The 22,378-nt window shown below is 58.8% G+C and carries 31 protein-coding genes; 28 read left to right on the top strand and 3 right to left on the bottom strand.

Features of this window, described 5'->3' with window-relative positions; all coding sequences use genetic code 11:
- Positions 1 to 107: 107 nt before the first annotated feature.
- Positions 108 to 560, bottom strand: coding sequence for a hypothetical protein (locus tag OCV64_RS05655; protein WP_186852909.1), 453 nt, complete (start codon positions 558 to 560; stop codon positions 108 to 110).
- A 291-nt stretch (positions 561 to 851) separates the two neighbouring features.
- Here OCV64_RS05655 and mnmG point away from each other — a divergent pair, with 291 nt between their 5' ends.
- The 5 genes from mnmG to secG all read left to right on the top strand — a co-directional run bounded on the left by mnmG (position 852) and on the right by secG (position 4,788).
- Positions 852 to 2,729 carry a tRNA uridine-5-carboxymethylaminomethyl(34) synthesis enzyme MnmG gene (mnmG, locus tag OCV64_RS05650; protein ID WP_262669521.1) on the top strand — a complete coding sequence of 626 codons (1,878 nt, stop codon included), beginning with the start codon at positions 852 to 854 and terminating at the stop codon, positions 2,727 to 2,729.
- A 16-nt stretch (positions 2,730 to 2,745) separates the two neighbouring features.
- A complete protein-coding gene (locus tag OCV64_RS05645) occupies positions 2,746 to 2,991 on the top strand; it encodes a DUF7336 domain-containing protein (RefSeq protein WP_147572439.1) in 246 nt (81 codons plus the stop codon).
- Positions 2,988 to 3,884 carry an MBL fold metallo-hydrolase gene (locus tag OCV64_RS05640; protein ID WP_240286419.1) on the top strand — a complete coding sequence of 299 codons (897 nt, stop codon included), beginning with the start codon at positions 2,988 to 2,990 and terminating at the stop codon, positions 3,882 to 3,884. The genes OCV64_RS05645 and OCV64_RS05640 overlap by 4 nt, the downstream gene beginning before the upstream one ends.
- Positions 3,885 to 3,989: 105 nt before the next feature.
- Positions 3,990 to 4,367 carry a RidA family protein gene (locus tag OCV64_RS05635; protein ID WP_147572437.1) on the top strand — a complete coding sequence of 126 codons (378 nt, stop codon included), beginning with the start codon at positions 3,990 to 3,992 and terminating at the stop codon, positions 4,365 to 4,367.
- A gap of 187 nt (positions 4,368 to 4,554) precedes the next feature.
- Positions 4,555 to 4,788: a preprotein translocase subunit SecG gene (secG, locus tag OCV64_RS05630; RefSeq protein WP_147572436.1), complete on the top strand. Its 234-nt coding sequence runs from the start codon at positions 4,555 to 4,557 to the stop codon at positions 4,786 to 4,788.
- 105 nt (positions 4,789 to 4,893) lie between these two features.
- Here secG and typA read toward each other — a convergent pair whose 3' ends face one another.
- Positions 4,894 to 6,723 carry a translational GTPase TypA gene (typA, locus tag OCV64_RS05625; protein ID WP_147572435.1) on the bottom strand — a complete coding sequence of 610 codons (1,830 nt, stop codon included), beginning with the start codon at positions 6,721 to 6,723 and terminating at the stop codon, positions 4,894 to 4,896.
- A 541-nt stretch (positions 6,724 to 7,264) separates the two neighbouring features.
- Here typA and OCV64_RS05620 point away from each other — a divergent pair.
- Both OCV64_RS05620 and OCV64_RS05615 read left to right on the top strand, forming a co-directional pair.
- Complete coding sequence (locus tag OCV64_RS05620; RefSeq protein ID WP_186852906.1) at positions 7,265 to 7,555, top strand: hypothetical protein; 291 nt, start codon at positions 7,265 to 7,267, stop codon at positions 7,553 to 7,555.
- A 314-nt stretch (positions 7,556 to 7,869) separates the two neighbouring features.
- Complete coding sequence (locus OCV64_RS05615) at positions 7,870 to 9,393, top strand: peptidoglycan DD-metalloendopeptidase family protein (RefSeq protein WP_147572433.1); 1,524 nt, start codon at positions 7,870 to 7,872, stop codon at positions 9,391 to 9,393.
- Positions 9,394 to 9,436: 43 nt separating this feature from the next.
- Here OCV64_RS05615 and rbr read toward each other — a convergent pair whose 3' ends face one another.
- Positions 9,437 to 10,039 (bottom strand): rubrerythrin, encoded by a 603-nt coding sequence (gene rbr, locus OCV64_RS05610; protein ID WP_240286421.1) that lies wholly within the window; start codon positions 10,037 to 10,039, stop codon positions 9,437 to 9,439.
- 189 nt (positions 10,040 to 10,228) lie between these two features.
- Between rbr and OCV64_RS05605 the strand changes: the two genes are divergently transcribed.
- The 21 genes from OCV64_RS05605 (at position 10,229) to OCV64_RS05505 (ending at position 22,202) form a co-directional block, all read left to right on the top strand.
- On the top strand, positions 10,229 to 11,677 hold the full coding sequence (locus tag OCV64_RS05605) for a nicotinate phosphoribosyltransferase (RefSeq protein WP_262669520.1): 1,449 nt from the start codon (positions 10,229 to 10,231) through the stop codon (positions 11,675 to 11,677).
- A 159-nt stretch (positions 11,678 to 11,836) separates the two neighbouring features.
- Entirely contained in the window at positions 11,837 to 12,187 is a 351-nt protein-coding gene (locus OCV64_RS05600) for a PadR family transcriptional regulator (RefSeq protein WP_240286424.1), read from the top strand.
- A gap of 11 nt (positions 12,188 to 12,198) precedes the next feature.
- Positions 12,199 to 12,864, top strand: coding sequence for a hypothetical protein (locus OCV64_RS05595; RefSeq protein WP_262669519.1), 666 nt, complete (start codon positions 12,199 to 12,201; stop codon positions 12,862 to 12,864).
- 4 nt (positions 12,865 to 12,868) lie between these two features.
- Positions 12,869 to 13,234 (top strand): hypothetical protein, encoded by a 366-nt coding sequence (locus OCV64_RS05590; RefSeq protein ID WP_186852902.1) that lies wholly within the window; start codon positions 12,869 to 12,871, stop codon positions 13,232 to 13,234.
- A 14-nt stretch (positions 13,235 to 13,248) separates the two neighbouring features.
- Complete coding sequence (locus tag OCV64_RS05585) at positions 13,249 to 14,091, top strand: permease prefix domain 1-containing protein (RefSeq protein WP_262669518.1); 843 nt, start codon at positions 13,249 to 13,251, stop codon at positions 14,089 to 14,091.
- The gene (locus tag OCV64_RS05580) at positions 14,088 to 14,792 is read left to right on the top strand and encodes a hypothetical protein (RefSeq protein WP_262669517.1); all 705 of its coding nucleotides are present in this window, start codon (positions 14,088 to 14,090) and stop codon (positions 14,790 to 14,792) included. Before OCV64_RS05585 ends, OCV64_RS05580 begins: the two co-directional genes overlap by 4 nt.
- 432 nt (positions 14,793 to 15,224) lie before the next feature.
- Entirely contained in the window at positions 15,225 to 15,536 is a 312-nt protein-coding gene (gene rpsJ, locus OCV64_RS05575; RefSeq protein ID WP_147572427.1) for a 30S ribosomal protein S10, read from the top strand.
- Positions 15,537 to 15,798: 262 nt separating this feature from the next.
- Positions 15,799 to 16,527 (top strand): 50S ribosomal protein L3, encoded by a 729-nt coding sequence (rplC, locus tag OCV64_RS05570; RefSeq protein ID WP_186852899.1) that lies wholly within the window; start codon positions 15,799 to 15,801, stop codon positions 16,525 to 16,527.
- Positions 16,528 to 16,546: 19 nt separating this feature from the next.
- Positions 16,547 to 17,167: a 50S ribosomal protein L4 gene (rplD, locus tag OCV64_RS05565; protein ID WP_186852898.1), complete on the top strand. Its 621-nt coding sequence runs from the start codon at positions 16,547 to 16,549 to the stop codon at positions 17,165 to 17,167.
- Positions 17,167 to 17,466 carry a 50S ribosomal protein L23 gene (rplW, locus tag OCV64_RS05560; protein ID WP_147572424.1) on the top strand — a complete coding sequence of 100 codons (300 nt, stop codon included), beginning with the start codon at positions 17,167 to 17,169 and terminating at the stop codon, positions 17,464 to 17,466. Before rplD ends, rplW begins: the two co-directional genes overlap by 1 nt.
- Before the next feature lie 15 nt (positions 17,467 to 17,481).
- Entirely contained in the window at positions 17,482 to 18,315 is an 834-nt protein-coding gene (rplB, locus tag OCV64_RS05555) for a 50S ribosomal protein L2 (RefSeq protein ID WP_147572423.1), read from the top strand.
- Between the two features lie 14 nt (positions 18,316 to 18,329).
- Entirely contained in the window at positions 18,330 to 18,602 is a 273-nt protein-coding gene (gene rpsS / locus OCV64_RS05550; protein WP_147572422.1) for a 30S ribosomal protein S19, read from the top strand.
- A gap of 12 nt (positions 18,603 to 18,614) precedes the next feature.
- Positions 18,615 to 18,947 carry a 50S ribosomal protein L22 gene (gene rplV, locus OCV64_RS05545; protein WP_147572421.1) on the top strand — a complete coding sequence of 111 codons (333 nt, stop codon included), beginning with the start codon at positions 18,615 to 18,617 and terminating at the stop codon, positions 18,945 to 18,947.
- 15 nt (positions 18,948 to 18,962) lie between these two features.
- Positions 18,963 to 19,811 (top strand): 30S ribosomal protein S3, encoded by an 849-nt coding sequence (rpsC, locus tag OCV64_RS05540; RefSeq protein WP_147572420.1) that lies wholly within the window; start codon positions 18,963 to 18,965, stop codon positions 19,809 to 19,811.
- Positions 19,811 to 20,242: a 50S ribosomal protein L16 gene (rplP, locus tag OCV64_RS05535; protein WP_147572419.1), complete on the top strand. Its 432-nt coding sequence runs from the start codon at positions 19,811 to 19,813 to the stop codon at positions 20,240 to 20,242. Before rpsC ends, rplP begins: the two co-directional genes overlap by 1 nt.
- Positions 20,242 to 20,439, top strand: a complete 198-nt coding sequence (rpmC, locus tag OCV64_RS05530) for a 50S ribosomal protein L29 (protein WP_147572418.1) — start codon at positions 20,242 to 20,244, stop codon at positions 20,437 to 20,439. The genes rplP and rpmC overlap by 1 nt, the downstream gene beginning before the upstream one ends.
- A 15-nt stretch (positions 20,440 to 20,454) precedes the next feature.
- Positions 20,455 to 20,715 carry a 30S ribosomal protein S17 gene (gene rpsQ / locus OCV64_RS05525; RefSeq protein ID WP_023346506.1) on the top strand — a complete coding sequence of 87 codons (261 nt, stop codon included), beginning with the start codon at positions 20,455 to 20,457 and terminating at the stop codon, positions 20,713 to 20,715.
- A gap of 12 nt (positions 20,716 to 20,727) precedes the next feature.
- Positions 20,728 to 21,096, top strand: coding sequence for a 50S ribosomal protein L14 (rplN, locus tag OCV64_RS05520; protein WP_262669516.1), 369 nt, complete (start codon positions 20,728 to 20,730; stop codon positions 21,094 to 21,096).
- Positions 21,097 to 21,111: 15 nt separating this feature from the next.
- Entirely contained in the window at positions 21,112 to 21,429 is a 318-nt protein-coding gene (gene rplX / locus OCV64_RS05515) for a 50S ribosomal protein L24 (RefSeq protein ID WP_147572416.1), read from the top strand.
- 20 nt (positions 21,430 to 21,449) lie between these two features.
- A complete protein-coding gene (rplE, locus tag OCV64_RS05510; protein WP_147572415.1) occupies positions 21,450 to 22,001 on the top strand; it encodes a 50S ribosomal protein L5 in 552 nt (183 codons plus the stop codon).
- Between the two features lie 15 nt (positions 22,002 to 22,016).
- Entirely contained in the window at positions 22,017 to 22,202 is a 186-nt protein-coding gene (locus tag OCV64_RS05505; RefSeq protein ID WP_147572414.1) for a type Z 30S ribosomal protein S14, read from the top strand.
- Positions 22,203 to 22,378 lie beyond the last annotated feature (176 nt).

The following is a 22,378-nucleotide window of genomic DNA, read 5'->3' as shown; positions in this document are numbered from 1 at the left end:
TCGACCTGTATGCCGAGAGCCTTAAAGGACACATACCAACATACTGATGAAAATTTAGCATGCGCCCTTTCAGATAAGCCCAGTTCACAAATTAAAATGGGTCCGGCTTACTTCGGCAACTCGCTTTCTTCAACGGAAACTGCTTCAAGGTCGATATCGTTCCAATAAGATCCAATGTCTGCACTTGTAAAGTATTCAAAATTACCTGTTGAGGATTTTAGCTTGCCACTCTTTACTCCATAGCAGACATAGATCAATTCATAGGTTGTTCCGTCGGATAGATTAAATCTGAAACTGGTTATCTTCCCGCCTGTGGTTTCTTCTGTCTCTTTGAGTTTTAAGGTTAAACCCTCGAACCTATCATACAAGTCTTTTATGGTTTCTTCTGCGTCAATAACTTTCTTTTCTGCTGAAACAGGCGCCCCCGCATAGCGATACAGTTCAATGGTTTCAACATCTCCGACCTCAAATGGAAAGTCGATATTGACCGTTTTTTCCTTGCAGCCGACCAGCCCAAGCATTAAAATCAACGCTAAAACTAACGCTATGTATTTTCTCATACAGATTACCTCCTTGTTATAGTTCTATTTGCATAGACAATATCAATAAAAAATCTGAAAAACATCTCGGTTTTTATATAATATACCATTCTCGTGATTCTTTCAATGCTTGAAAATAGGTCGTTTTAGCTAAAGCGACAGAGTTAGGACCCATCAGTCTAAATGTAAAAGGGACGTTGTGGACCACCTCTTGCGGCAGGGGGGAAATCGTGATACAATACCCCCCGAATTAGACGCCTGCCTGGACAGGGTGCCAGACAGGCGCGCGATCATACCAAAGGATAGAGACCTATGACGACTTATAATGCCGGACAATATGATATCGCTATCATTGGGGCGGGCCACGCCGGGATTGAGGCTGCCCTGGCCGCCGCCCGGATGGGCCTGCGGACGCTGTGCTTTACCATCAACCTGGACGCGGTGGGTAATATGCCCTGCAATCCCGCCATCGGGGGGACAGGCAAGGGCCACCTGGTCCGGGAGCTGGACGCCCTGGGGGGAGAGATGGCACGGGCCGCCGACCAGGCCTGCATCCAGTACCGACTGCTCAACCGGAGCAAGGGCCCCGCTGTCTGGTCCTTACGGGCCCAGGCGGACCGCCGGGAGTACCAAAAGGTGATGAAGCACACCTTAGAGCGCCAGGAGAACCTGTGGGTCAAACAGGCAGAGGTGGTTCAGGTGCTGACGGAGGGGGGAGCCGTATCCGGGGTGGTGACCCACACCGGGGCGGTGTACCAGGTCAGAGCCGCGGTCGTCGCCACCGGCACCTATCTGGGGGGGCGGACCATTGTGGGAGAGGTGGTCCGGGACTCCGGGCCCGACGGACTGGCGGCCGCCCTGCCGCTGACTGCCTGCCTAGTAGAGTTGGGCCTATCGATCCGTCGATTCAAGACGGGTACGCCCCCACGGGTCAACCGCCGTTCGGTGGATTTTTCGAAAATGGAGCTTCAGGAGGGGGACCGGGACGCCCAGCCCTTTTCCTTCTGGACGGACCACCATCTGGAAAACCGGGCTGTATGCTATCTCACCTACACCAATGAGAGAACTCATTCGGTGATCCGGGCCAATCTGGACCGCTCCCCTCTCTATGACGGCACCATTGAGGGCATCGGTCCCCGCTACTGCCCTTCTATTGAAACCAAGGTGGAGCGGTTCCCAGACAAGGAGCGCCACCAACTGTTCATTGAACCCATGGGGCTGGATACCGAGGAGCTGTATATTCAGGGCCTCTCCTCCTCCCTGCCGGAGGAGGTCCAGATTCAGATGCTCCACACGATTCCCGGCCTGGAACAGGCCGAGATGACACGCCCCGCCTATGCCATCGAGTACGACTGCATGGACCCCACCGGCCTGCTCCCTACCTTGGAAACAAAGACGGTGTCCGGCCTATATGGAGCGGGACAGTTTAACGGCTCCTCCGGCTATGAGGAGGCGGCGGTCCAGGGCTTTGTGGCCGGTGTCAATGCCGCCCTGAAGATACTGGGAAGGCCCCCCCTGGTCCTCCGGCGGGACCAGGGATATATCGGCGTCCTCATCGACGACCTGGTGACAAAGGGGACCAACGAGCCGTACCGCATGATGACCTCCCGCACAGAATACCGCCTTCTCCACCGCCAGGACAACGCCGACCGGCGGCTGGCCTCCATCGGGCGGGAATTGGGGCTGCTCTCTGAGACGCAATATGGGCGAGTGCTGGAAAAGGGCCGGGCGGTGGAGCTGGAGGTCCGCCGTCTGGAACACACGGGCACCCCGCCCTCCCCTGAGCTGGACCGGCTGCTGGAGGAGCGGGGCGAGCCCCAGGTGAGGAATGGGGCCAAGCTGGCCGACCTGCTGCGCCGGCCCAGGCTGACCTACGCTGATCTGGCCCCCTTTGACCCGGACCGCCCGGACCTGGCCCCCGCCGTGGCCAGCGAGGCAGAGATCACCATTAAATATGAAGGCTATATCCAGCGGCAGCTGCGCCAGGTGGAGGAGGTCAAGCGGCTGGAGGCCCGGCCTCTGCCTGCGGACCTGGACTACCAGTCCATCCAGGGACTGCGGCTGGAGGCCCGGCAGAAGCTGAATGATATCCGCCCCCAAAACCTGGGCCAAGCCAGCCGGGTGTCCGGGGTATCCCCGGCGGACGTGGCGGTGCTGATGGTATATTTGAAGCAAAATAACAGCATCTGATTTTGGAGGACCATCCATGGATGTTTTTATGCTATGGCACATATACGAGCAAAGAGATGGCACTGGTATTCATAATGAGGAAAAGCTGATTGGCGTTTTTTCCTCGAAGGCCAACGCGCGGGAAGCAATAGAACGCTTAAAAGATAAGGAAGGATTTCGGGATCTCCCCCAATGCTGTTTTGAGATTCATAAGACAGAGATGGACCGGATCAGCTGGGAAGATGGATTTACTACGATCCGTTGGAGGGAAGCTGAACCATGAACCTGACACAAATCAAGGGCAATACCTGGGTGCTGGAGGGACAGGAGTTTATCCCTCTTTATAGGCTGGATGAGCGCCGCTGCGTCCTGCTGGACAACGGTCTGGTCCAGGAGCAGAAGGAGCTGGAGGAGAGCCTGAAGGGGGCCGGACTGGTCCCGGCGGGCATCCTGTGCTCCCACGCCCATATCGACCACTGTGGAAACAGCGCCTATCTCCAGCGGAAATACGGTATACCGGAAGCGCTTACCGCTCCGGAAGCGGGGATGTGCGCCAATCTGCTGACGCTGAAGTGCTATTTTCTCACCCTGCCGCCTGAAACGGTGGCGGAGGAGTCCTCCAATATGATTCATACCCCCGACGTGATTATCCCGCCAGGGGACGGCCCCTTCTCCTTCTGCGGCGCGGAGTTTCACATCGTCCACACCCCAGGCCACTCCGCTGGCCACATCTGTACGGTCACGCCGGACAATGTGTGCTATACAGCTGACGCCCTGTTGAGCTATGAGATGATAGAGGCCAAGCTGCCATACAGCTTGAGCCACCAGGCGGCTATTGGCAGCCGGGAAAAGCTGCGGGGGCTGGGGTGCGACTACTATATTATGGCCCATCGGGGGGTGTGCGGTTCCGGGGAGATCGACACGCTTATTGAGGAGAACCAGAAGCTGGTTCGGCGCCGGGCCCAGGAGATATTCGAGCTGGTGGACCGGCCCATGACGGCCAGTGAGATCGACCAGGCCGCCTGCGCCCGCTATGAGCTGTACACCAGAAAGAACCGGCGGGCCCTGCGCTTTGAGCGGAATATCCGCTTCTTTGTGGAGTATCTGGTGGATACAGGGCAGCTGGAAATGTCATGCCAGAGGGGCGTAGTGCTGTACAGCCGTCCCAAGGCTTGAGCCCCCTTCGGTCTCTGACAGAAAAAGATAGACAGGCGCTTGTGGAACGGAGCAGTTCCTGATATACTGACTCTAGCTTATGCAAATATGAAAGGAGCTTTTGTCATGAAAGAGATCATTTCCACCGAAAAGGCGCCTGCCGCCATCGGACCCTACTCCCAGGCGGTCAAGGCCGGAAACCTGCTGTTCATTTCGGGGCAGATCCCCGTGGACCCCGCTACCGGCGAGGTGGTAGAGGCCACTATCCAGGCCCAGACAGCTCAGTCGCTGACCAATCTGAAGGCCATCCTGGCCCATGCGGGCGGGACGATGGGCCATGTGGTGAAGACCACAGTGTTTCTCAGCGATATGGAAAACTTTGTGGAGATGAACCGGGTATATAAGACCTTTTTTGAGGCCGAATGCCCCGCCCGCTCCGCTGTCCAGGTGGCCCGGCTGCCCAAGGACGTACTGGTGGAGATCGAGGCCATCGCCGTCCTGTAAGAACTATCCTGCGCTTGCGGCCTGGTTTGGATATATAAGCTATGGTGTTTCAGGCGCGCGTCGGAAGAAAATCGCGGAAAAGGCTTGCAATCCGGGAAAAATTGTGGTACACTTTCCTGTACTTCCGGGTTCGCCTGGATAATTTCTGGAATCTGTGCCCCACCGGGCCTTGAAAGGAACGAAAACAATGCTGAATATGATTCTTACTGTCCTCCAGGTCCTGTGTGGTCTGGCTGTTATCGCTGTGGTTATGCTCCAGTCTGGTAAGAGCGCCGGCCTGTCTGGTGCCATCGCCGGTGGCGCGGACACCTTCCTGTCCAAAAATAAGGCCAAGAGCGTGGATGCCAAACTGGCCAAGATGACCAAGTGGGTGGCCATCCTCTGGATCCTGCTGACCTTGTCCCTGAGCATCGTACACTGATCAAAAAGCGCCCCGTCCATCTGGACGGGGCGCTCTTCTTATCTCCAGGATAAAATACACCGTGTTCTGGCCTCCGTCAGAACACGGTGCAGCTTATTTTTGCAGTCAGGACTTCTTTCGGGAAGCCTCCCGCATCCGGTCGCCGTGGTCCAGCAGCCGCTTGCGGAGACGGAGATTCTCCGGGGTACACTCCAACAGCTCGTCGTCAGCCAGGAACTCCAGGCACTGCTCCAGGGACAGGACCTTTGGGGGCACCAGGCGGAGGGCCTCGTCAGAGCCGGAGGCCCGCATATTGGTCAGCTGCTTCTTCTTGCAGACATTGACGGAGATATCCTCCGCCTTGGGGCACTCGCCCACGATCATGCCGCCGTAGACAGGGGTGCCGGGGCCGATAAACAGCTGGCCCCGCTCCTGGGCGTTAAACAGGCCGTAGGTCACCGCCTCGCCAGTCTCGAAGGCCACCAGCGAGCCGGTGGAGCGGCGGCTGATCTCCCCCTTCATGGGGGCGTAGCGGTCAAAGACAGAGGCCATGATGCCCTCTCCCTTGGTATCAGTGAGGAACTCGTTGCGATAGCCGAACAACCCGCGGGAGGGGACCAGAAATTCTACCTTCATCCGGTCGCCCACAGGGGTCATCTCCACCAGATCCCCCTTCCGGGAGCCGATCTTCTCCATCACGGCGCCTACACAGTCAGAGGGGACGTCCACCACCAGCCGCTCAATGGGTTCGCACTTCACTCCGTCGATCTCCTGGTACAACACACGGGGCGGGGAGACCTGGAGCTCATAGCCCTCCCGGCGCATGGTCTCAATGAGGATGGACAGGGACATCTCTCCCCGGCCGGCCACGTTGAAGGAGTCGGTGGAACCCTCCACCTCGCTTACCTTTAAAGATACGTCCTTCATAGTCTCCCGGAACAGGCGCTCCCGGAGTTGCCGGCTGGTGACGAACTTGCCCTCCCGGCCGGCAAAGGGGGAGTCGTTGACGGAGAAAGTCATCTCGATGGTGGGCGCGGAGATCTTGACAAACTCAATGGGTTCCACCTTGTCGGGGGCGCAGATGGTGTCCCCAATGGTGATATCCCCAATGCCGCTCATGGCTACGATGCTGCCCGCCTCCGCCTGCTGGACGGGCACCTTGGACAGGCCGTCAAACTCATACAGGGCGGACACCTTGGCCTTCTTGGGGGCGGCGTCCGGGTCGTGGTAGTTACACACCGCGATCTCCTGGTTTTGGCGGATAGTGCCCCGCTCAATCCGGCCGATGGCGATGCGGCCCACGAACTCGTTATAATCAATGGAGGACACCAGCATCTGGAAGGGGGCCTCCAGGTCCACCTCGGGGGCGGGGATGTAGTCAATGATGGTATCAAACAGGGGCTTCAAGTCGCTGCCCGCCACATCAGGCTGGACGGAGGCAGTGCCTTGCCGGCCGGAGCAGAACAGCATAGGGCTGTCCAACTGCTCGTCGGTGGCGTCCAGGTCCAGCAGCAGCTCCAGCACCTCGTCGATGACCTCGTATACCCGCTGGTCAGGGCGGTCGATCTTGTTGACCACCACGATGACCCGGTGGCCCAGTTCCAGGGCCTTAGACAGCACAAAGCGGGTCTGGGGCATGGGCCCTTCGGCGGCGTCCACCAGCAGGATGACTCCGTTAACCATCTTCAAGATGCGCTCCACCTCGCCGCCAAAGTCGGCGTGGCCCGGCGTGTCTACGATGTTGATTTTTACATCGCCGTACTGGACGGCGGTGTTCTTGGCGGTAATGGTGATGCCCCGCTCCCTCTCCAGGTCGTTGGAGTCCATGACCCGATCCACCACGGCCTGATTTTCCCGGTAGACACCGGACTGCTTCAACAGCTCGTCCACCAGGGTGGTCTTGCCGTGGTCCACGTGGGCGATGATGGCGACATTTCTCAACTTTTCATTTTTCATGCAGTGATTCTCCTTACCTATGGCAAAACCACTCGGAGCCCTATTGCCCATGGGGCGCGCCGAATGGCGTGTATAAAATACTGCGCGGGGCAGGAGCTCGTCGGTGGAGAGACCAGCGCCCGCCCAACATCCATTAATAATTTCTCCGAGACACAGGGTCACAGGAGGGACTTGTTCCATGTGGCAGAGGAAGCTTGAGTTTCAGACGTGGTATTATATCTCCAATCCGAAAAAAAAGCAACGGCTTTCCAAAAAAATCAGACTCTATCTACAATCGTTGGCACCATGTTACAGGTTTTTCGCAAAGAAAGGAAACCTTTTTCGTCAATTTTCGTCTGACTAAATAGAAAGGCCCTACTACTTCCCTGGAAGGGGCACCCAGAAAATCGAAAAAATGTTCGAAAAATGTCTTGACAGACTCGAACATCTGTTGTATTTTTAAAACAGAACATTTGTTCCGTTTTGGAGAGACTGAAAAAAGTCCGTTTTATAGGACGTTTTATTTCTTATAGTAGGTTCAAAGCGTTAGGAGGGATCTTGGATGCAGACGATCTATTATACTACCACCCATTTTGTCCGCCACACAGGAAATGTGGTAGATCTGGAGGAGTACCGCCGGAAGCTAGCCCTGACTAGAGAGGGCAACTTGGCCCCTCTGCCGGAGGAGCGGGAGGAACCGGAAGCGCCCCGCCTGCATCTGGTGGCACTTCAGGACCGACGTGCCCGGAACTCCAACAGGGCGGCCCGCCGGGCTTGGGCGCTGGATATTTGTGCCAGCATGGGTGTGCTCCTCATGACACTGACGTTTACCCTTCGTGTGCTGGCGTTGTAAGGCCGTTTTGGATGCTTCCCGCTCATTTCTTCCCTCATCCCGGCAAAATCACTGAAATTTTGGCGGAGGCCGCTCCAATTTTGGGCGGCCCCCGCCTTTTTGTGGTAATTTCCGCCGATGGAAAGAAAAAATACAATATTTTATTGCGGATGCCGGGCTATAAAATTCCCCCCGATTGAGGAAAACGAACTCGTCGAGTTTTGGCAAAGGGGTTGACGTGACGGCGGAAACCGTGTATATTCTACTTTGTAACCAAATTGTAACTCTTTTATCCGATCTGTAATTTTTTCGCGTCGTCGATTGCGAGGGATACCATGAGCGAATATCGGGAGCGGTCACGGAGGAGGTCCTCCGGTCCGCGGCCAAATCAAAAGCAGCCAAAGGAAAAGATCAACTGGGCGCAGCTCCGTCTTGGACTGATCCGCCAGTGCAAAGGGACGGGCGAGTGGGCCCGCATCCATTTCCGCCGCTGGGTCCATGTGCTCCACAGCGAATCGGGCGGCCGGTGGACTGTGGGGCCCGCCTCCTTTTTGGGTGTGTCCGCTGCCCTAGGGCTGGCGCTGACCATCACCACTCTCTACTCCTCCAGTTACGCCGTCACCGTAGACGGAGAGAAGGTGGGCGTGGTGGCCGACCAGGATATCGTATCCGCCGCCATTCAGGAGGTGGAGGCGGAAGGATCCTCCCTGCTGGGCTATGACTACCAGGTGGAAGGGGACATCGACTATCAGTTTACCCTGACGCTGAAGACCGAGCTGGACGGAGAAAAGGAGATCGAAAATTACTTTTACGACCAGCTCAACTCGGTCAGCGACCATCTGCGCAAATACCAGGTGTCCGTGGATGGAGAGGTCATCGGCGTGGTCAAGGACGAGGCTGCCCTCAACGAGATGCTGGACCAGATGCAGGACCAGTACGTCACAGAGAATACCGTATCCGCTGACTTCGTGGAGGATGTATCGGTAGACTATATCTACTCCGCCGACAATATGATGACTGTCGAGGAGATGCACCAGGCCCTGACGGCCAATACCACCGGCGAGACCACTTACACCGTGGTCAAGGGGGATACCTATAACGGCATCGCCTACGCCAACGACATGTCCCTCAGTGATCTGATGGCCCTCAATCCCCAGGCGGATATCAACCGGCTGATGATCGGAGACGTGGTCAACGTGAAGGAGGTCATCCCCACCGTATCGGTGGAGACCGTGGAAGAGGTCACCTATCACGAGGCCATCGCCTGCCCCGTGGAGACCCAGGAGGACAGCTCCATGTATAAGGGGGACTCCAAGATCCTCGTTCAGGGCGAGGAGGGCGAGGCGCTGGTAGAGGCCACCGTTACCTATGTGAACGGCGTGGAGAAGGAGCGGGACATCCAGAGCTCCACCACGCTCCGGGAGCCCACCACCACCATTAAAGCGGTGGGGACCAAGGAGAAGCCTAAGACAGCCTCCAAGGGCTATTTCATCTGGCCCATTAAGGGGAAGATCAACTCCTACTTCGGCGGCCGATATATTTTTGGCAGTTACAGTTACCACTCAGGTCTGGATATCAAGGCCAGCTACGGCGCCTCCATCAAGGCAGCGGACGGCGGAACCGTCACCTTCGCGGGCTGGAAGGGTACCTACGGCAATCTGGTCATTATCACCCACGACAACGGGACGCAGACCTATTACGCCCATAACTCCTCCCTTCTGGTCTCCGCTGGGGAGAAGGTGTACCAGGGCCAAGTTATCGCCAAGGCGGGCAGCACTGGCCGGTCCACTGGCAATCACTGCCACTTCGAGGTCCGCGTGAACGGCAGCGCTGTTAACCCCTTGAATTATCTGAAATAAAAAAGGCCGCGGTCTTTATAGACCGCGGCCTCTTTGTGCCTTTTTAGTTCCAGGGGGCCAGCTCCACCCGGACAAAATAGCCCTGGGGATGGCGGCAGACAGGACACTGAGCCGGGGCGGCCGTGGAGGTGACTACCCAGCCACAGTGGAGGCAGGTCCATTGCACTTCCACGTCAGAAAAGAACAACTGGCCTTTCTCCAGCAGGTCAGCGAATTTTCCGAACCGGTCTCCGTGAGTCTGCTCTACCCGCGCGATATTCTCAAATAGCTTACCGACCAGGGGGAAGCCCTCGGACATGGCCACCTGGGCAAAGTGCTGGTAGTCGTGCTCCCACTCCTGATACTCGTTATGCTGGGCCGCCCGCAGATGGGCCAGCAGGTTGTCATACAGGTCCACGGGGTAGGTGCCGTCGATCTGGATGGTCTGGCCGTTAAGCTGGGCCAGTTGGCCATAGAACTGCTTGGCGTGGGTCTTTTCCTGGTCGGCGGTGAACAAAAAGACACCCCGGAGCACCTCCAGCCCCTCCTTGTGGGCAATGCCGGCGGCGATGGTATAACGGTTCCGGGCCTGGCTCTCCCCCGCGAAAGCACGCATCAGGTTCTCCCTGGTCTGGCTGTGGGCAAAGGCCTGCATATTGTCGGACATAAAGCTCCCTCCTCGGTATAAAATATGGATTCCCCCACAGTATGCCCAGGGAGCGGAACCTTTACTCCCGGCAAGAGCGGGATGTCCTGGGCTTTTTTTGGCCTTTTTCTTGCCTTTTCCGTAGAGGGGCATTATAATAGGAGCAATGACGGGGTGTCTTGTCACCCGAAACTAAGGAGGCTTTCTCAAATGAAAGCAAAGACCAACTTGACCATGCTCTGCGACTTCTACGAGCTGACGATGGCCAACGGCTACTTCCAGACCGGGCTGGCCGACCGGATCTGCTATTTTGACGTGTTCTATCGCTCGGTCCCCGACAAGGGCGGCTTTGCCCTGGCCGCCGGCCTGGCCCAAGTCGTCGAGTATATCCAGGAGCTGCGCTTTGACGAGGAGGACCTGGGCTATCTTCGGAGCAAGGGCTGCTTCAGCGAGGAGTTCCTCGACTTCCTCCGGGACTTCCGGTTTACCGGCGACATCTGGGCCGTGCCGGAGGGCACCCCCGTATTCCCCGGCGAGCCCCTGCTCACTGTTCGGGCGCCCGCTATCCAGGCCCAGTTTATCGAAACCTTCCTGCTGCTCACCCTGAACCACCAATCCCTGATCGCCACCAAATCCAACCGTATCGTTCGGGCGGCGGAGGGCCGGCCTGTGGCGGAATTTGGCTCCCGCCGGGCCCACGGGCCGGACGGCGCCCTGCTGGGCGCCCGTGCCAGTTATATCGCCGGCTGCTCGGCCACGGCCTGCACCATGGCCGACCAGTGGTATGGTTCCCCCGCCACCGGCACCATGGCCCACTCCTGGGTCCAGATGTTCCCCGACGAGTACACCGCGTTTAAGACGTACTGCCAGCTCTACCCCAACAACGCCACCCTGCTGGTGGACACCTATAACGTGCTCAAGTCCGGCGTGCCCAATGCCATCCGGGCCTTTCAGGAGGTCCTGCTGCCCCAGGGGATCACCAAGTGTGGGATCCGGCTGGACTCCGGCGACTTGACTTACCTGTCTCAGAAGGCGCGGGAGATGCTGGACGAGGCGGGGCTGACCGGCTGCAAGATCGTGGCCTCCAATGCCCTGGACGAGTATATCATCCGGGACTTGGTCCGCCAGGGGGCCCGTATTGACTCCTTTGGCGTGGGCGAGCGGCTCATTACCTCCCGCTCTGAGCCCGTCTTTGGCGGGGTGTATAAGCTGGCTGCCATCGAGGACGACCAGGGCAATATCATTCCCAAGATCAAGATCAGCGAGAACGCCGCCAAGATTACCACACCTCATTTTAAGAAAGTATACCGTATTTTCTCCAAGGACACAGGAAAGGCGGAGGCCGACCTGATTTGCCTCCACGACGAGGAGTTTGACTTTGACCAGCCGCTGGAGCTCTTTGACCCGGACGCCACCTGGAAGCGAAAGGTCTTTACCAGCATCGAGGCCCGGGAGCTGCTGGTTCCTGTGTTCCGGGGAGGCGAGCTGGTGTACCAGGTCCCCGACCTGCAGACCAGCCGGGCCTACTGCCAACGGCAGGTGGATGCCCTGTGGGACGAGGTCAAGCGGTTCGAGAACCCCCATAACTACTATGTGGACCTGTCTCAGAAGCTGTGGGATATCAAGCAGGGTTTGCTGAACAGCCACGAGATGAAGTAAACAGGATCAAATGAGCCCTCCGGCCAAACGGCCGGAGGGCTTTTTTCTATGATATTTGTCAAAAGGCACTTGACATACCTCGTTTCTCTAGGTATTCTATACCTAGAGAAACGAGGTATTTGGCGTGGAAGATTTCCCAGGAAAGAAAGGATGAACGAAATGAAGTTTGACAAGGGCCTGATGGCGGGGAGCAGTACGCTGCTGGTGCTGTCCCTGCTGGAGAGCGGAGATATGTATGGCTATCAGATGATTGAGGAGCTGGCCCGCCGATCCAACGATGCCTTTCAGATGAAGGAGGGCACTCTCTACCCTATCCTCCATGCCCTGGAGCAGGGCAAGTATCTGACCTCTTACCAACAGGAGGCCCCCACGGGACGGCAGCGGAAGTATTACCGCCTGACCAGGCGGGGACGGGAACTGCTGGCCGACAAAAAGGAGGAGTGGAAGAACTTTCGTCAGGGCGTCAGCGACGTGCTGTCCGGCGGGGCCAACGCCCTGGGGCTGGCGTGAGAGGAACAGCCATGAAGAAAAGCGCCTTTCGGTTGACCCGTGGACAGAGGACTGTGCGAAATGTGGTAATTTTCCTGCTGGCTGTGGCCGTTTGGGTCGCTTTGCCTAAGATACCACTGTGGATTATCGAGGGGCAGATTCGGGCAGAGGCCCGGCGGGCTGGAGTGGAGCGGATCGAGGTGCTGTGGGCGGGAGCCATAGCCTGTGAGTCTGGCGACGGCGGCCATTTTCCCCTCTATGAATACAGCCTGCCAATGGTGCTGGCTCGGGGCGGAGGCCGGCTGTGGAGGGGTTATCTGACTACCTATGAAGGGGACGCCCATTTCGGCGGGGTCAGTAGTTGTCCGGAGCCCCAGGGACCGGCCCTGGTTTACCTGGCAGAGCCGGGAAATGGTGGGATCATTCCGGAAAATCCCCTCATCGGGGCGTGGATGGCGGCGGTGGATCTGCCTGAGGAGGCGGCTGCCGTCAAGTCCATTCTGGATTTCCGGGGAGGCGGCCTTTCCTATGTCACCAGCGACCGGGAATCCGACGACCGGGTGATTCTGACCACCATTCCCCGTCAGGTGACGGAGGTCAACGGAGGTTCCGATTTTCCCTATATCCTGGAGCTGTTGGACAGCGAGGGCGCTGTGTTGGGGCAAGTCCGGGGCAGTCTGACCGACCAATGGAGGTGAGGGAGTGGAGCGGGGAAACGTGCCGATAGACCGGTGGCTCGATCAAGCGGTGTCCGGCATCCGCTTTGGACCGGACCGGGCGGCAGTTCGGGCGGAGCTGGAGGCCCACATGGAGGACAAGGCGGCGGACCTTCAGCGGATTTTTCCGGATATCTCCCGCGAGGAGACAGAGGAACGGACCCTGTCAGAGATGGGAGATCCGGCGGAGATCGGGAAGAAGCTGGCCAGGATCCACAAGCCCTGGCTGGGCTGGCTGTGGCAGTTCTCCAGGTTTCTGGCCCTGGCCGCGCTGCTCCTGCTGGCAGTGGAGGCGGCTATTGTGCTGCCCGTGGCTTGGGACCTGCTGTGGGCTTGGGCGCGGAGAGGATAAGGCGAGGGAGCGCGATGGAAAGAAAAAATGAGGCCGCCGTCAGCTGGCTGGACACGGCGGTGGGCGGCATCCGTTTTGGACCGGACCGGGCGGCGGTGCGGGAAGAGCTGGAGGCCCACATGGAGGACAAGGCGGCGGACCTTCAGCGGATTTTCCCGGGTATCTCCCGCGAGGAGGCGGAGGAACGGGCCCTGTCAGAGATGGGAGATCCGGCGGAGATCGGGAAGGAGCTGGCCAGGGTCCATAAGCCCTGGCTGGGCTGGCTGTGGCGGGCTTCCGGGGTGCTGCTGGCCCTGGCCCTCATCGCCTTTCTGGGGCTAAATTTCGCCCTGGGGGACGATGCCTTTCTGGGGGACGACTCAGATGCGGAGTTTTGGGACTTTGACGCCATGCCCTTTGACCGGGGGCGGATGGACTGGTATGAAACCACCTATCTGACCGGCGAGGATTCCGGCCAGCTCCTTACCTTCTCCCCCGGCTTGGAGCAGGAGGCGGCGGGGCAGAGGATCTCGGCCCTGCGGGGCGCGCTCTGGGAGGAGGAGGGGACACAGGTACTCTACCTCTATCTCCGGGTGGACACCTGGAAATTCTGGGCGCTGGGAATCCTGAAGGAGGAGTGGATGACGGTCACTGACGACCGGGGGAATAGATACGGCCTGGGACTGGATGCTCCCCGGAATCCAAGTGGCGGGCTGCTCAGTTCCCTGTCCGGCGGGGCGGGCAAGGGCCCCTTCCACCGGGGATATACCCTGAGGGTCTGGGGCGTAGACCCGGAGGCGGAAACCATTTATCTGAGCTACGGCCCCGGAGATCCGGTATTTACCTTTACCTTGGACCTTGAGGAGGGGGCGGCATGAAGAAAAAGTGGAGAGAGCTCTGGTTCAGCCGCCCCCGGCTGGGGCGCGGGGGAAGGACGGTCCGGAATCTCCTTTTGACGGCGGCCCTGGCCCTGATGATCTGGGGACAGTACGGCTGTCCCCTGCCCACGGCGGAGATGGAATTTCGGCGGCTGGAGCGGCAGTATCTGCTGCCACGGAGCGAGATTGTGTATCAGACGGGCTTCTGGAACATCGGGGATGTTGAAGAGATTAAAAGCCGGGATGGAACTTACCTCAGTGTGTTCCAGCCGTTTGTGGCGGGAACGATAAAGGATCAGGTATACGCCGCCACGCTGTATGCGCCTGGGGATCATGTGATGAATGTCGTCCCTCTGGGCGAGGGACCGACCCCAATTCCAATCAACAGCGTGATTGCCTGGGTCCCGGAGCCCGGAAAGACATGGATGAGCGGATGCAACCTCCTGTTTTATCAGATCCCCGGAGAAACGACCCGGGGGGAGCTGGATGTAGACACGGTGCTTTTGGGGGGCGAGAGATTCGCCCGTTATGCCCAGGAAGGCATCTGTCTGGAGGAGGGGCTGTGGCTGTTTTCCATGAAGTCCCCGGAGGGGGCATATTCCCAAGACTGGTATGCGGGGGCATCTTATGCCCTGCGGCTGTACGGCGAGGGTGGGGAACTTCTGCTGGAGCGGGAAGGCGTCCTGCCGGAGCCGATGTAAAGGAGAGGGGCCGAAGCGCCCCTCTCTCCTTTTGGCGTTGCGTGACAGATGGAAGAAAGATACAAGATATAGTGCATGAAAAGACCGGAAAAGGGGCCGGAAGAAAACGACAAAAAAATTTTTAAAAAATGCTTGACACACACGGCGGTGTTGTTGTATGATAACCAAGCGCCTGCTAGGGCGCAGTCTGCGATGATGCGGGAGATTGCTCAGAAATGAGGTAACTTCCGCGGAGTATGTCCGATAATCGGGCGGCTGAGAGCTTCGTGCCACGGCGTATATCGTCTGGCGGGAAGGAACCGGCCTGTCATCATGCCGGTTTTTTTGTGGCCGGGAGTGATACGCACGAAAGCGTGGTAACACGAAAGGGCTCTCACCGTACGAAGGCTGGACAAAGTCAACTTTCGTATGTATTTAAGGAGGAAACCCAAAATGGCTCAGAAAGAAATGATCCGCATCCGTCTGAAGGCCTACGATCATCAGCTGATCGATCAGTCCGCTGAGAAGATCGTGGAAACCGCCAAGCGTACCGGCGCCGCCGTTTCCGGCCCCATTCCCCTGCCTACCAAGAAAGAGGTCGTTACCATCCTGCGGGCTGTACACAAGTATAAGGACAGCCGCGAGCAGTTTGAGCGCCGCACCCACAAGCGCCTGATCGACGTGATCAAGCCCTCCCAGAAAACTGTCGAGGCCCTGATGAGCCTGGAGCTGCCCGCTGGTGTGGAGATTGAAATTAAGCTGTAATTAAGGCTTGGTCTCAAAAATGTGCGGCGCAGCCGCGCGACCAAACCGAAGCCCGGCGATAGCGGGTTCGGTTTGGAGAGGAAAAGCAAGGAAGCGAACGAGGTTTTCGCCGCAGGCGGAAACGGAGTTTAGCGAACTTTGCTTTGACGATGTGTACCCGCTGCCTGTCGCCTATTGAGACAGGCGGGTCAAGTTGGAAAACCAATAGGAGCCCAATGCCCCAAGTTTTTCAACCAATAACCTTTATAGGAGGAAATCCAACATGGAGAAAGCGATCATCGGCAAAAAGATCGGCATGACCCAGATCTTCGATGAGGCTGGCAAGGTGATTCCCGTCACCCTGATCCAGGCCGGCCCCTGCACTGTGGTGCAGAAGAAGACCGCCGAGAAGGATGGCTATGAGGCCATTCAGCTGGGTTATCAGACCGTTCCTGAGCGCAAGCTCACCAAGCCCGAGCTGGGCCACCAGAAGAAGGCCGGCCTGGAGGAGCTGAAGAAGGTCCTCAAGGAGTTTGCCCTCAACGACTGCTCCAAGTTCGAGGTGGGCGACCAGCTGACCGCCAACATCTTTGCCGCCGGCGACTTTGTTGACGTCACCGGCATCAGCAAGGGCCACGGCTTCCAGGGCGTTGTCAAGCGCCACGGCGCCGCCATCAAGCGCATGACCCACGGCGGCGGCCCTGTCCACCGTCACCAGGGCTCTCTGGGCGCCGGCACCACCCCCGGCCACATCTATAAGGGCCGCGACGGCGCCGGACAGATGGGCAACGTACAGGTCACCGTCCAGAATCTGGATGTGGTCCAGGTGGACGAGGAGCTGGGCCTCATTGCCGTGCGCGGAGCCATCCCCGGCCCCAAGGGCGGCGTGGTCTTTGTGAAGAGCACCGTCAAGACCAACGTGGAGAAGAAGGCCGCCGAGATCGGCCGCGTCAACCCGCAGAAGGCTTCCGCCCGTGTCAACCCGCAGAAGGCTTCCGCCCGCAACAAGTAAGGAAAGGAGAGATTGAGTCATGCCTAAAGCTAACGTGTTCAACATGGCCGGTCAGCAGGTCGGCGAGATCGAGCTCTCCGAGGCCGTGTTCGGGATCGAGCCCAACCAGGCTGTGGTCCACGAGGTGGTCAAGAACCACCTGGCTAACTGCCGTCAGGGCACCCAGAGCGCTTTGACCCGCGCCGAGGTTTCCGGCGGCGGCAAGAAGCCCTGGCGTCAGAAGGGCACCGGTCACGCCCGTCAGGGCTCCACCCGGGCTCCCCAGTGGACCCACGGCGGCATCGTGTTTGCCCCCAAGCCCCGGGATTACAGCTATACTCTGAATAAGAAGGTCAAGCGTCTGGCTCTTAAGTCCGCTCTGTCCGCCAAGGCTGCCCAGGGCGCCGTTCTGGTGGTAGACGGTCTGAAGCTGGAGGAGATCAAGACCAAGGCCATGAAGGAGATGCTCAACAGCATCGGCGCCTCCAAGTCCGTGGTCATCACCCCTGAGGTGGATCAGATTGTGGTCAAGTCCGCCCGGAACATCCCCGGCGTGGTCACCACCACCGCCAAGATCCTCAGCGTCTATGACATCGTAAACGCCAAGCAGCTGGTCATTGACAAGGCTGCCCTGGCTATCATCGAGGAGGTGTATGCGTAATGGCTACCACTGCTTATGACATCATCAAGCGCCCCATCATCACCGAGCAGTCCATGGAGCAGACTGAGATGAAGCGCTACACCTTCGAGGTTGCCAAGACCGCCAACAAGATCGAGATCGCCAAGGCGATTGAGGAGATCTTCGGCGTCAAGGTCGCCAAGGTCAACACCCTGAACATGCAGGGTAAGGAGAAGCGGATGGGGATGCGCCCCGCCGGCCGCCGGCCCAGCTGGAAGAAGGCCATGGTCACCCTGACCGCCGACTCCAAGTCCATCGAGTTCTTCGAGGGTATGGTGTAAGGAGGATATTGACAAATGGCTATTAAGACTTTTAAGCCCACAACCCCCTCCCGCCGTCACATGACTGTGTCCGCCTTCGAGGGGATCGATAAGAAGGCCAAGCCCGAGCGCGCTCTGACCGAAGTGCTGAAGAAGCACGCCGGCCGCAACAGCTACGGCCGCATCACCGTCCGTCATCACGGCGGCGGAAACAAGCAGAAGTATCGTGTGATCGATTTTAAGCGGGATAAAGAGGGTAAGGCAACTGTGGTCAATCTGCAGTATGACCCCAACCGCTCCGCTAACATCGCCCTGATCGAGTATGAGGACGGCGAGCGCCGCTATATCCTGGCCCCCAACGGCCTGAAGGCCGGCCACATCATCATGACCGGCCCCGACGCCGACATCCTGCCCGGCAACTGTCTGCCCATCGCCAACATCCCTGTGGGCGAGGAGATCCACAACATCGAGCTGTACCCCGGCAAGGGCGCCCAGCTGGTCCGCGCCGCCGGCGTGGCCGCCCAGCTGATGGCCAAGGAGAACGGCATGGCTCAGATCCGCCTGCCCTCCGGCGAGGTGCGTTATGTCCGCGAGAACTGCAAGGCCACCATCGGCCAGGTGGGCAACACCGACTGGGCCAACATCCAGATCGGTAAGGCCGGCCGCAAGCGCCACATGGGTTGGCGGCCCACCGTCCGCGGCTCTGTTATGAACCCCAATGACCACCCCCACGGCGGTGGTGAGGGCAAGAGCCCCGTCGGCCGTCCCGGCCCTGTCACCCCCTGGGGCAAGCCCGCCCTGGGCTACAAGACCCGCAAGACGAAGAACCGCACTGATAAGTTCATCGTCAAGCGCCGCAATGCCAAGTAAGGAGGCTGTGAAAGATGAGCAGAAGCATTAAGAAAGGCCCCTTTTGCGCCCCCGAGCTGCTGAAGCGGGTCGATGAGATGAATGAAAAGAACGAAAAGAAGGTCCTGAAGACCTGGAGCCGCGCCTCCACCATCTTCCCCTCTTTCGTTGGACACACCTTTGCTGTACACGACGGCCGCAAGCACGTGCCCGTCTATGTCACCGAGGACATGGTCGGCCACAAGCTGGGCGAGTTTGTGCCCACCCGCACCTTCAAGGGCCACGCGGGCAGCAAGACCGGTAAGTAAGGAGGAGAGAGCATGGAAGCGAAAGCAAATCTGAAATATCTGCGGATCTCTCCCCGTAAGGTGAAGATCGTCCTGGACCTGATCCGGGGCAAGGATGTGGGTACCGCCACCGCCATCCTGCTGCAGACCCCCAAGGCCGCCTCTGAGCCTGTGCTCAAGCTGCTGAAGAGCGCCGCCGCCAACGCGGAGAACAACCACCAGATGGACCCTGAGAAGCTGTATGTGTCCGCCTGCTACGCCAACCCCGGCCCCATTATCAAGCGCATCATGCCCAGGGCTCAGGGCCGCGCGTACCGGATCAACAAGCGCACTTCTCACGTCACCATTGTTGTGAGCGAGCGCTAAGGGAGGAGGAACAATATGGGACAGAAAGTTAATCCCCACGGACTGCGCGTGGGTGTCATTAAGGATTGGGACTCCCGCTGGTATGCCCGCAACGAGAAGGTGGGCGACCTGCTGGTGGAGGACAAGAAGATCCGTGACTACCTGAAGAAGACCCTCTACGGCGCCGGTATCCCCAAGATCGAGATCGAGCGGGACAACGCCAAGACCCGCATTTACCTGCACTGTGCCCGCCCCGGCGTGGTCATCGGCAAGGGCGGCGAGGACATCAAGAAGATCGAGGCCCAGCTGGTCAAGATGACCGGCAAGCCTGTGGATCTGAAGATCGTAGAGGTTCGGGACGCCGATACCAATGCCCAGCTGGTGGCTGAGAACATCGCCCAGCAGCTGGAGAAGCGGATCGGCTTCCGCCGGGCGATGAAGAACGCTATGGGCCGCGCCATGCGCGCCGGCGCCAAGGGCATCAAGACCTCCTGCTCCGGCCGTCTGGGCGGCGCTGAGATCGCCCGCACCGAGCACTATCACGACGGCACCATTCCCCTGCAGACCCTCCGGGCCGACATCGACTACGGCTTTGCTGAGGCTGCCACTACCTACGGACGCATCGGCGTGAAGGTGTGGATCTACAAGGGCGAGGTGCTCACTCAGGCCCTGCGTACCACCCCCCGCACTCTGGATACCAGCAAGCCCTACCAGGAGCGCCGTGACCGTCCCCGCCGTGACCGCCGGGATGGTGACCGCCGTCAGGGCGGCTTCAACCGTGACCGCCAGGGCGGGTTCAATCGTGACCGCCAGAACGGCGGATTCAACCGTGGCCCCCGCCCCGCCGGTCAGGCCAACACTCCTAAGGAAGGAGGCGCTCAGTAATGCTGCTCCCTAAGCGCGTAAAGTACCGCCGCGTCCACCGCGGACGCATGAAGGGCAAGGCCATGCGCGGCAACACCATCGCCTACGGTGAGTTTGGCCTGCAGGCTATTGAGCCCGCGTGGATCACCAGCAATCAGATCGAGGCTGCCCGTATTGCCATGACCCGTTATACCAAGCGTGGTGGTAAGGTCTGGATCAAGATCTTCCCCGACAAGCCCGTGACTGAGAAGCCCGCCGAGACCCGCATGGGCTCCGGTAAGGGTTCCCCTGAGTACTGGGTGGCCGTGGTCAAACCCGGCCGTGTGATGTTCGAGATCGCCGGCGTTTCTGAGGAAACTGCCCGTGAGGCCCTGCGCCTGGCCAGCCACAAGCTGCCTGTCAAGTGCAAAATCGTCAAGCGTGAAGAGACCGAGAAGGGTGGTGAAGCGTAATGAAGGCCAATGAAGTCCGTAAGATGTCTGCAGCGGAGCTTGAGAACAAGCTGAAGGATCTGAAGAAAGATCTGTTCAACCTGCGCCTCCAGCACGCCACCAACCAGCTCGATAATCCGATCCGGATCGCTGAGGTCAAGAAGGATATCGCCCGGGTCAAGACCATCATTCGCGAGCAGCAGCTCGCCGGCCGCTAAGAGGAGGAATAGAAGATGGAAAACAGAACTTCTTCTCGTAAGACCAGAGTCGGCCTGGTGGTTTCGGACAAGATGGATAAGACCGTTGTGGTCGCCATCGCCGACCGCGTGGCCCATCCTCTGTATAAGAAGATCGTGAAGAGAACCTATAAGCTGAAGGCCCATGATGAGAACAACCAGTGTGGCGTGGGTGACCGCGTCAAGGTCATGGAGACCCGCCCCTTGTCCAAGGACAAGCGCTGGCGCGTGGTTGAGATCATCGAGAAAGCGAAGTAAGGAGGTGTCGGTATGATTCAGGAAGAAAGCTATCTGAAGGTGGCCGATAATACCGGCGCCAAGGAGATCAAGACCATCCGGGTGCTGGGCGGCTCCAAGCGCAAGTTCGGCAACATCGGTGATGTGGTGGTCGCCTCCGTCCGCAAGGCCGCTCCCGGCGGCACTGTTAAGAAGGGCGAAGTGGTCAAGGCCGTCATCGTCCGTTCCGCCAAGGGCATCCGCCGCGCCGACGGCTCCTATGTCCGTTTCGACGACAACGCCGCCGTCCTCATCAAGGACGATAAGAATCCCCGCGGCACCCGTATCTTTGGCCCAGTGGCCCGTGAGCTGCGCGACAAGGACTATATGAAGATCTTGTCCCTGGCTCCCGAAGTGCTGTAAGGGAGGGCAATGAAGATGAATAAGATGAGCATCAAGAAGGACGACCTGGTTGTCGTCCTGTCCGGCAAGGACAAGGGCAAGCAGGGCAAGGTCCTGGAGGTCATGCCCAAGGACGGCAAGGTCATTGTTGAGAAGATCAACATGGTCTCTCGCCACACCAAGCCCCGCAAGCAGGGCGATCAGGGCGGTATCCTGCAGAAAGAGGCTCCCCTCTACGCCTGCAAGGTGCAGCGTGTCTGCCCCAAGTGCAACAAGCCCACCCGTCCGGCCCACAAGCTGCTGGCTGACGGCAAGAAGGTCCGCGTCTGCAAGAAGTGCGGCGCCGAGATTTAAGAGAGGAGGAACGATTCGAAATGGCTAATACCCCTAACCTGAAGAAGCTGTACCAGGACGAGGTCGCTCCTGCTCTGATGCAGAAGTTCGGCTATAAGTCCGTGATGCAGATCCCCCGCCTGGAGAAGATCGTGGTCAACGTTGGCTGCAGCGAGGCCCGTGAGAACGCCAAGGTGCTGGATGCCGTGGTCAATGACCTGACCACCATCACCGGCCAGAAGGCCGTTATCACCAAGGCCAAGAAGTCTGTGGCCAACTTCAAGCTCCGTGAAGGTATGCCCATTGGAGCGAAAGTTACCCTGCGGGGCAACAAGATGTGGGAGTTCCTGGACCGCCTGTTCAATGTGGCCCTGCCCCGTGTCCGTGACTTCCGCGGCATCTCCGCCGACGCCTTCGACGGCCGCGGCAACTACGCCCTGGGCGTGAAGGAGCAGCTGATCTTCCCCGAGATCGAGTACGACAAGATCGACAAGATCCGCGGCATGGACATCGTGGTGTGTACCACCGCTAAGACCGATGAGGAGGCCCGTGAGCTGCTGAAGCTGGTGGGCGCTCCCTTTGCCGGCCGCTAAGGAGGAGGAAGAGTTATGGCTAAGAAATCTATGATCCTGAAGCAGCAGCGTGCGCCCAAGTTCTCTAGTCGGCAGTACAACCGCTGCAAGCTGTGCGGTCGTCCCCACGCCTATCTCCGGGACTACGGCATCTGCCGTATCTGCTTCCGTGAGCTGGCCTATAAGGGCGAAATCCCCGGCGTGAAGAAGGCATCCTGGTAATCTTTCTGTTATGCTTTGGTTGGGGCGGCCTGCCGTACAATAAGTGCGGCGGCGGCCCCCATCACCGAACAAAATCGTTGCCAGGAAGAAGGCGCCTTTTTTCAAGGCGCTCCGCCCTCCCTCTTAGGAGAAGCGCGACAAAATCTGCGGTTTTTACAGTCCGGAACGTGGGAAAT

Origin of the sequence: Muriventricola aceti (assembly GCF_025567565.1) — a bacterium.
Taxonomy (GTDB): domain Bacteria; phylum Bacillota; class Clostridia; order Oscillospirales; family Oscillospiraceae; genus Lawsonibacter; species Lawsonibacter aceti.
Note: the sequence above shows the minus strand (reverse complement) of the source record. Positions and strands in the feature narration are given on the sequence as shown.

What these genes read in the sequence shown, in the direction of transcription:
- rplB (WP_147572423.1), top strand. Translation starts at nt 17,482, where the DNA reads ATGGCTATTAAGACTTTTAAGCCCACAACCCCCTCCCGCCGTCACATG.
- mnmG (WP_262669521.1), top strand. Translation starts at nt 852, where the DNA reads ATGACGACTTATAATGCCGGACAATATGATATCGCTATCATTGGGGCG.
- rplD (WP_186852898.1), top strand. Translation starts at nt 16,547, where the DNA reads ATGCCTAAAGCTAACGTGTTCAACATGGCCGGTCAGCAGGTCGGCGAG.
- OCV64_RS05645 (WP_147572439.1), top strand. Translation starts at nt 2,746, where the DNA reads ATGGATGTTTTTATGCTATGGCACATATACGAGCAAAGAGATGGCACT.
- OCV64_RS05635 (WP_147572437.1), top strand. Translation starts at nt 3,990, where the DNA reads ATGAAAGAGATCATTTCCACCGAAAAGGCGCCTGCCGCCATCGGACCC.
- rpsJ (WP_147572427.1), top strand. Translation starts at nt 15,225, where the DNA reads ATGGCTCAGAAAGAAATGATCCGCATCCGTCTGAAGGCCTACGATCAT.
- rpsQ (WP_023346506.1), top strand. Translation starts at nt 20,455, where the DNA reads ATGGAAAACAGAACTTCTTCTCGTAAGACCAGAGTCGGCCTGGTGGTT.
- OCV64_RS05505 (WP_147572414.1), top strand. Translation starts at nt 22,017, where the DNA reads ATGGCTAAGAAATCTATGATCCTGAAGCAGCAGCGTGCGCCCAAGTTC.
- OCV64_RS05585 (WP_262669518.1), top strand. Translation starts at nt 13,249, where the DNA reads ATGGAAAGAAAAAATGAGGCCGCCGTCAGCTGGCTGGACACGGCGGTG.
- rplV (WP_147572421.1), top strand. Translation starts at nt 18,615, where the DNA reads ATGGAAGCGAAAGCAAATCTGAAATATCTGCGGATCTCTCCCCGTAAG.
- OCV64_RS05620 (WP_186852906.1), top strand. Translation starts at nt 7,265, where the DNA reads ATGCAGACGATCTATTATACTACCACCCATTTTGTCCGCCACACAGGA.
- rbr (WP_240286421.1), bottom strand. Translation starts at nt 10,039, where the DNA reads ATGTCCGACAATATGCAGGCCTTTGCCCACAGCCAGACCAGGGAGAAC.
- OCV64_RS05655 (WP_186852909.1), bottom strand. Translation starts at nt 560, where the DNA reads ATGAGAAAATACATAGCGTTAGTTTTAGCGTTGATTTTAATGCTTGGG.
- OCV64_RS05580 (WP_262669517.1), top strand. Translation starts at nt 14,088, where the DNA reads ATGAAGAAAAAGTGGAGAGAGCTCTGGTTCAGCCGCCCCCGGCTGGGG.
- secG (WP_147572436.1), top strand. Translation starts at nt 4,555, where the DNA reads ATGCTGAATATGATTCTTACTGTCCTCCAGGTCCTGTGTGGTCTGGCT.
- rplN (WP_262669516.1), top strand. Translation starts at nt 20,728, where the DNA reads ATGATTCAGGAAGAAAGCTATCTGAAGGTGGCCGATAATACCGGCGCC.
- rplE (WP_147572415.1), top strand. Translation starts at nt 21,450, where the DNA reads ATGGCTAATACCCCTAACCTGAAGAAGCTGTACCAGGACGAGGTCGCT.
- OCV64_RS05615 (WP_147572433.1), top strand. Translation starts at nt 7,870, where the DNA reads ATGAGCGAATATCGGGAGCGGTCACGGAGGAGGTCCTCCGGTCCGCGG.
- rpmC (WP_147572418.1), top strand. Translation starts at nt 20,242, where the DNA reads ATGAAGGCCAATGAAGTCCGTAAGATGTCTGCAGCGGAGCTTGAGAAC.
- OCV64_RS05600 (WP_240286424.1), top strand. Translation starts at nt 11,837, where the DNA reads ATGAAGTTTGACAAGGGCCTGATGGCGGGGAGCAGTACGCTGCTGGTG.
- OCV64_RS05605 (WP_262669520.1), top strand. Translation starts at nt 10,229, where the DNA reads ATGAAAGCAAAGACCAACTTGACCATGCTCTGCGACTTCTACGAGCTG.
- rplX (WP_147572416.1), top strand. Translation starts at nt 21,112, where the DNA reads ATGAATAAGATGAGCATCAAGAAGGACGACCTGGTTGTCGTCCTGTCC.
- OCV64_RS05640 (WP_240286419.1), top strand. Translation starts at nt 2,988, where the DNA reads ATGAACCTGACACAAATCAAGGGCAATACCTGGGTGCTGGAGGGACAG.
- rpsS (WP_147572422.1), top strand. Translation starts at nt 18,330, where the DNA reads ATGAGCAGAAGCATTAAGAAAGGCCCCTTTTGCGCCCCCGAGCTGCTG.
- rplW (WP_147572424.1), top strand. Translation starts at nt 17,167, where the DNA reads ATGGCTACCACTGCTTATGACATCATCAAGCGCCCCATCATCACCGAG.
- typA (WP_147572435.1), bottom strand. Translation starts at nt 6,723, where the DNA reads ATGAAAAATGAAAAGTTGAGAAATGTCGCCATCATCGCCCACGTGGAC.
- rpsC (WP_147572420.1), top strand. Translation starts at nt 18,963, where the DNA reads ATGGGACAGAAAGTTAATCCCCACGGACTGCGCGTGGGTGTCATTAAG.
- rplC (WP_186852899.1), top strand. Translation starts at nt 15,799, where the DNA reads ATGGAGAAAGCGATCATCGGCAAAAAGATCGGCATGACCCAGATCTTC.
- rplP (WP_147572419.1), top strand. Translation starts at nt 19,811, where the DNA reads ATGCTGCTCCCTAAGCGCGTAAAGTACCGCCGCGTCCACCGCGGACGC.
- OCV64_RS05595 (WP_262669519.1), top strand. Translation starts at nt 12,199, where the DNA reads ATGAAGAAAAGCGCCTTTCGGTTGACCCGTGGACAGAGGACTGTGCGA.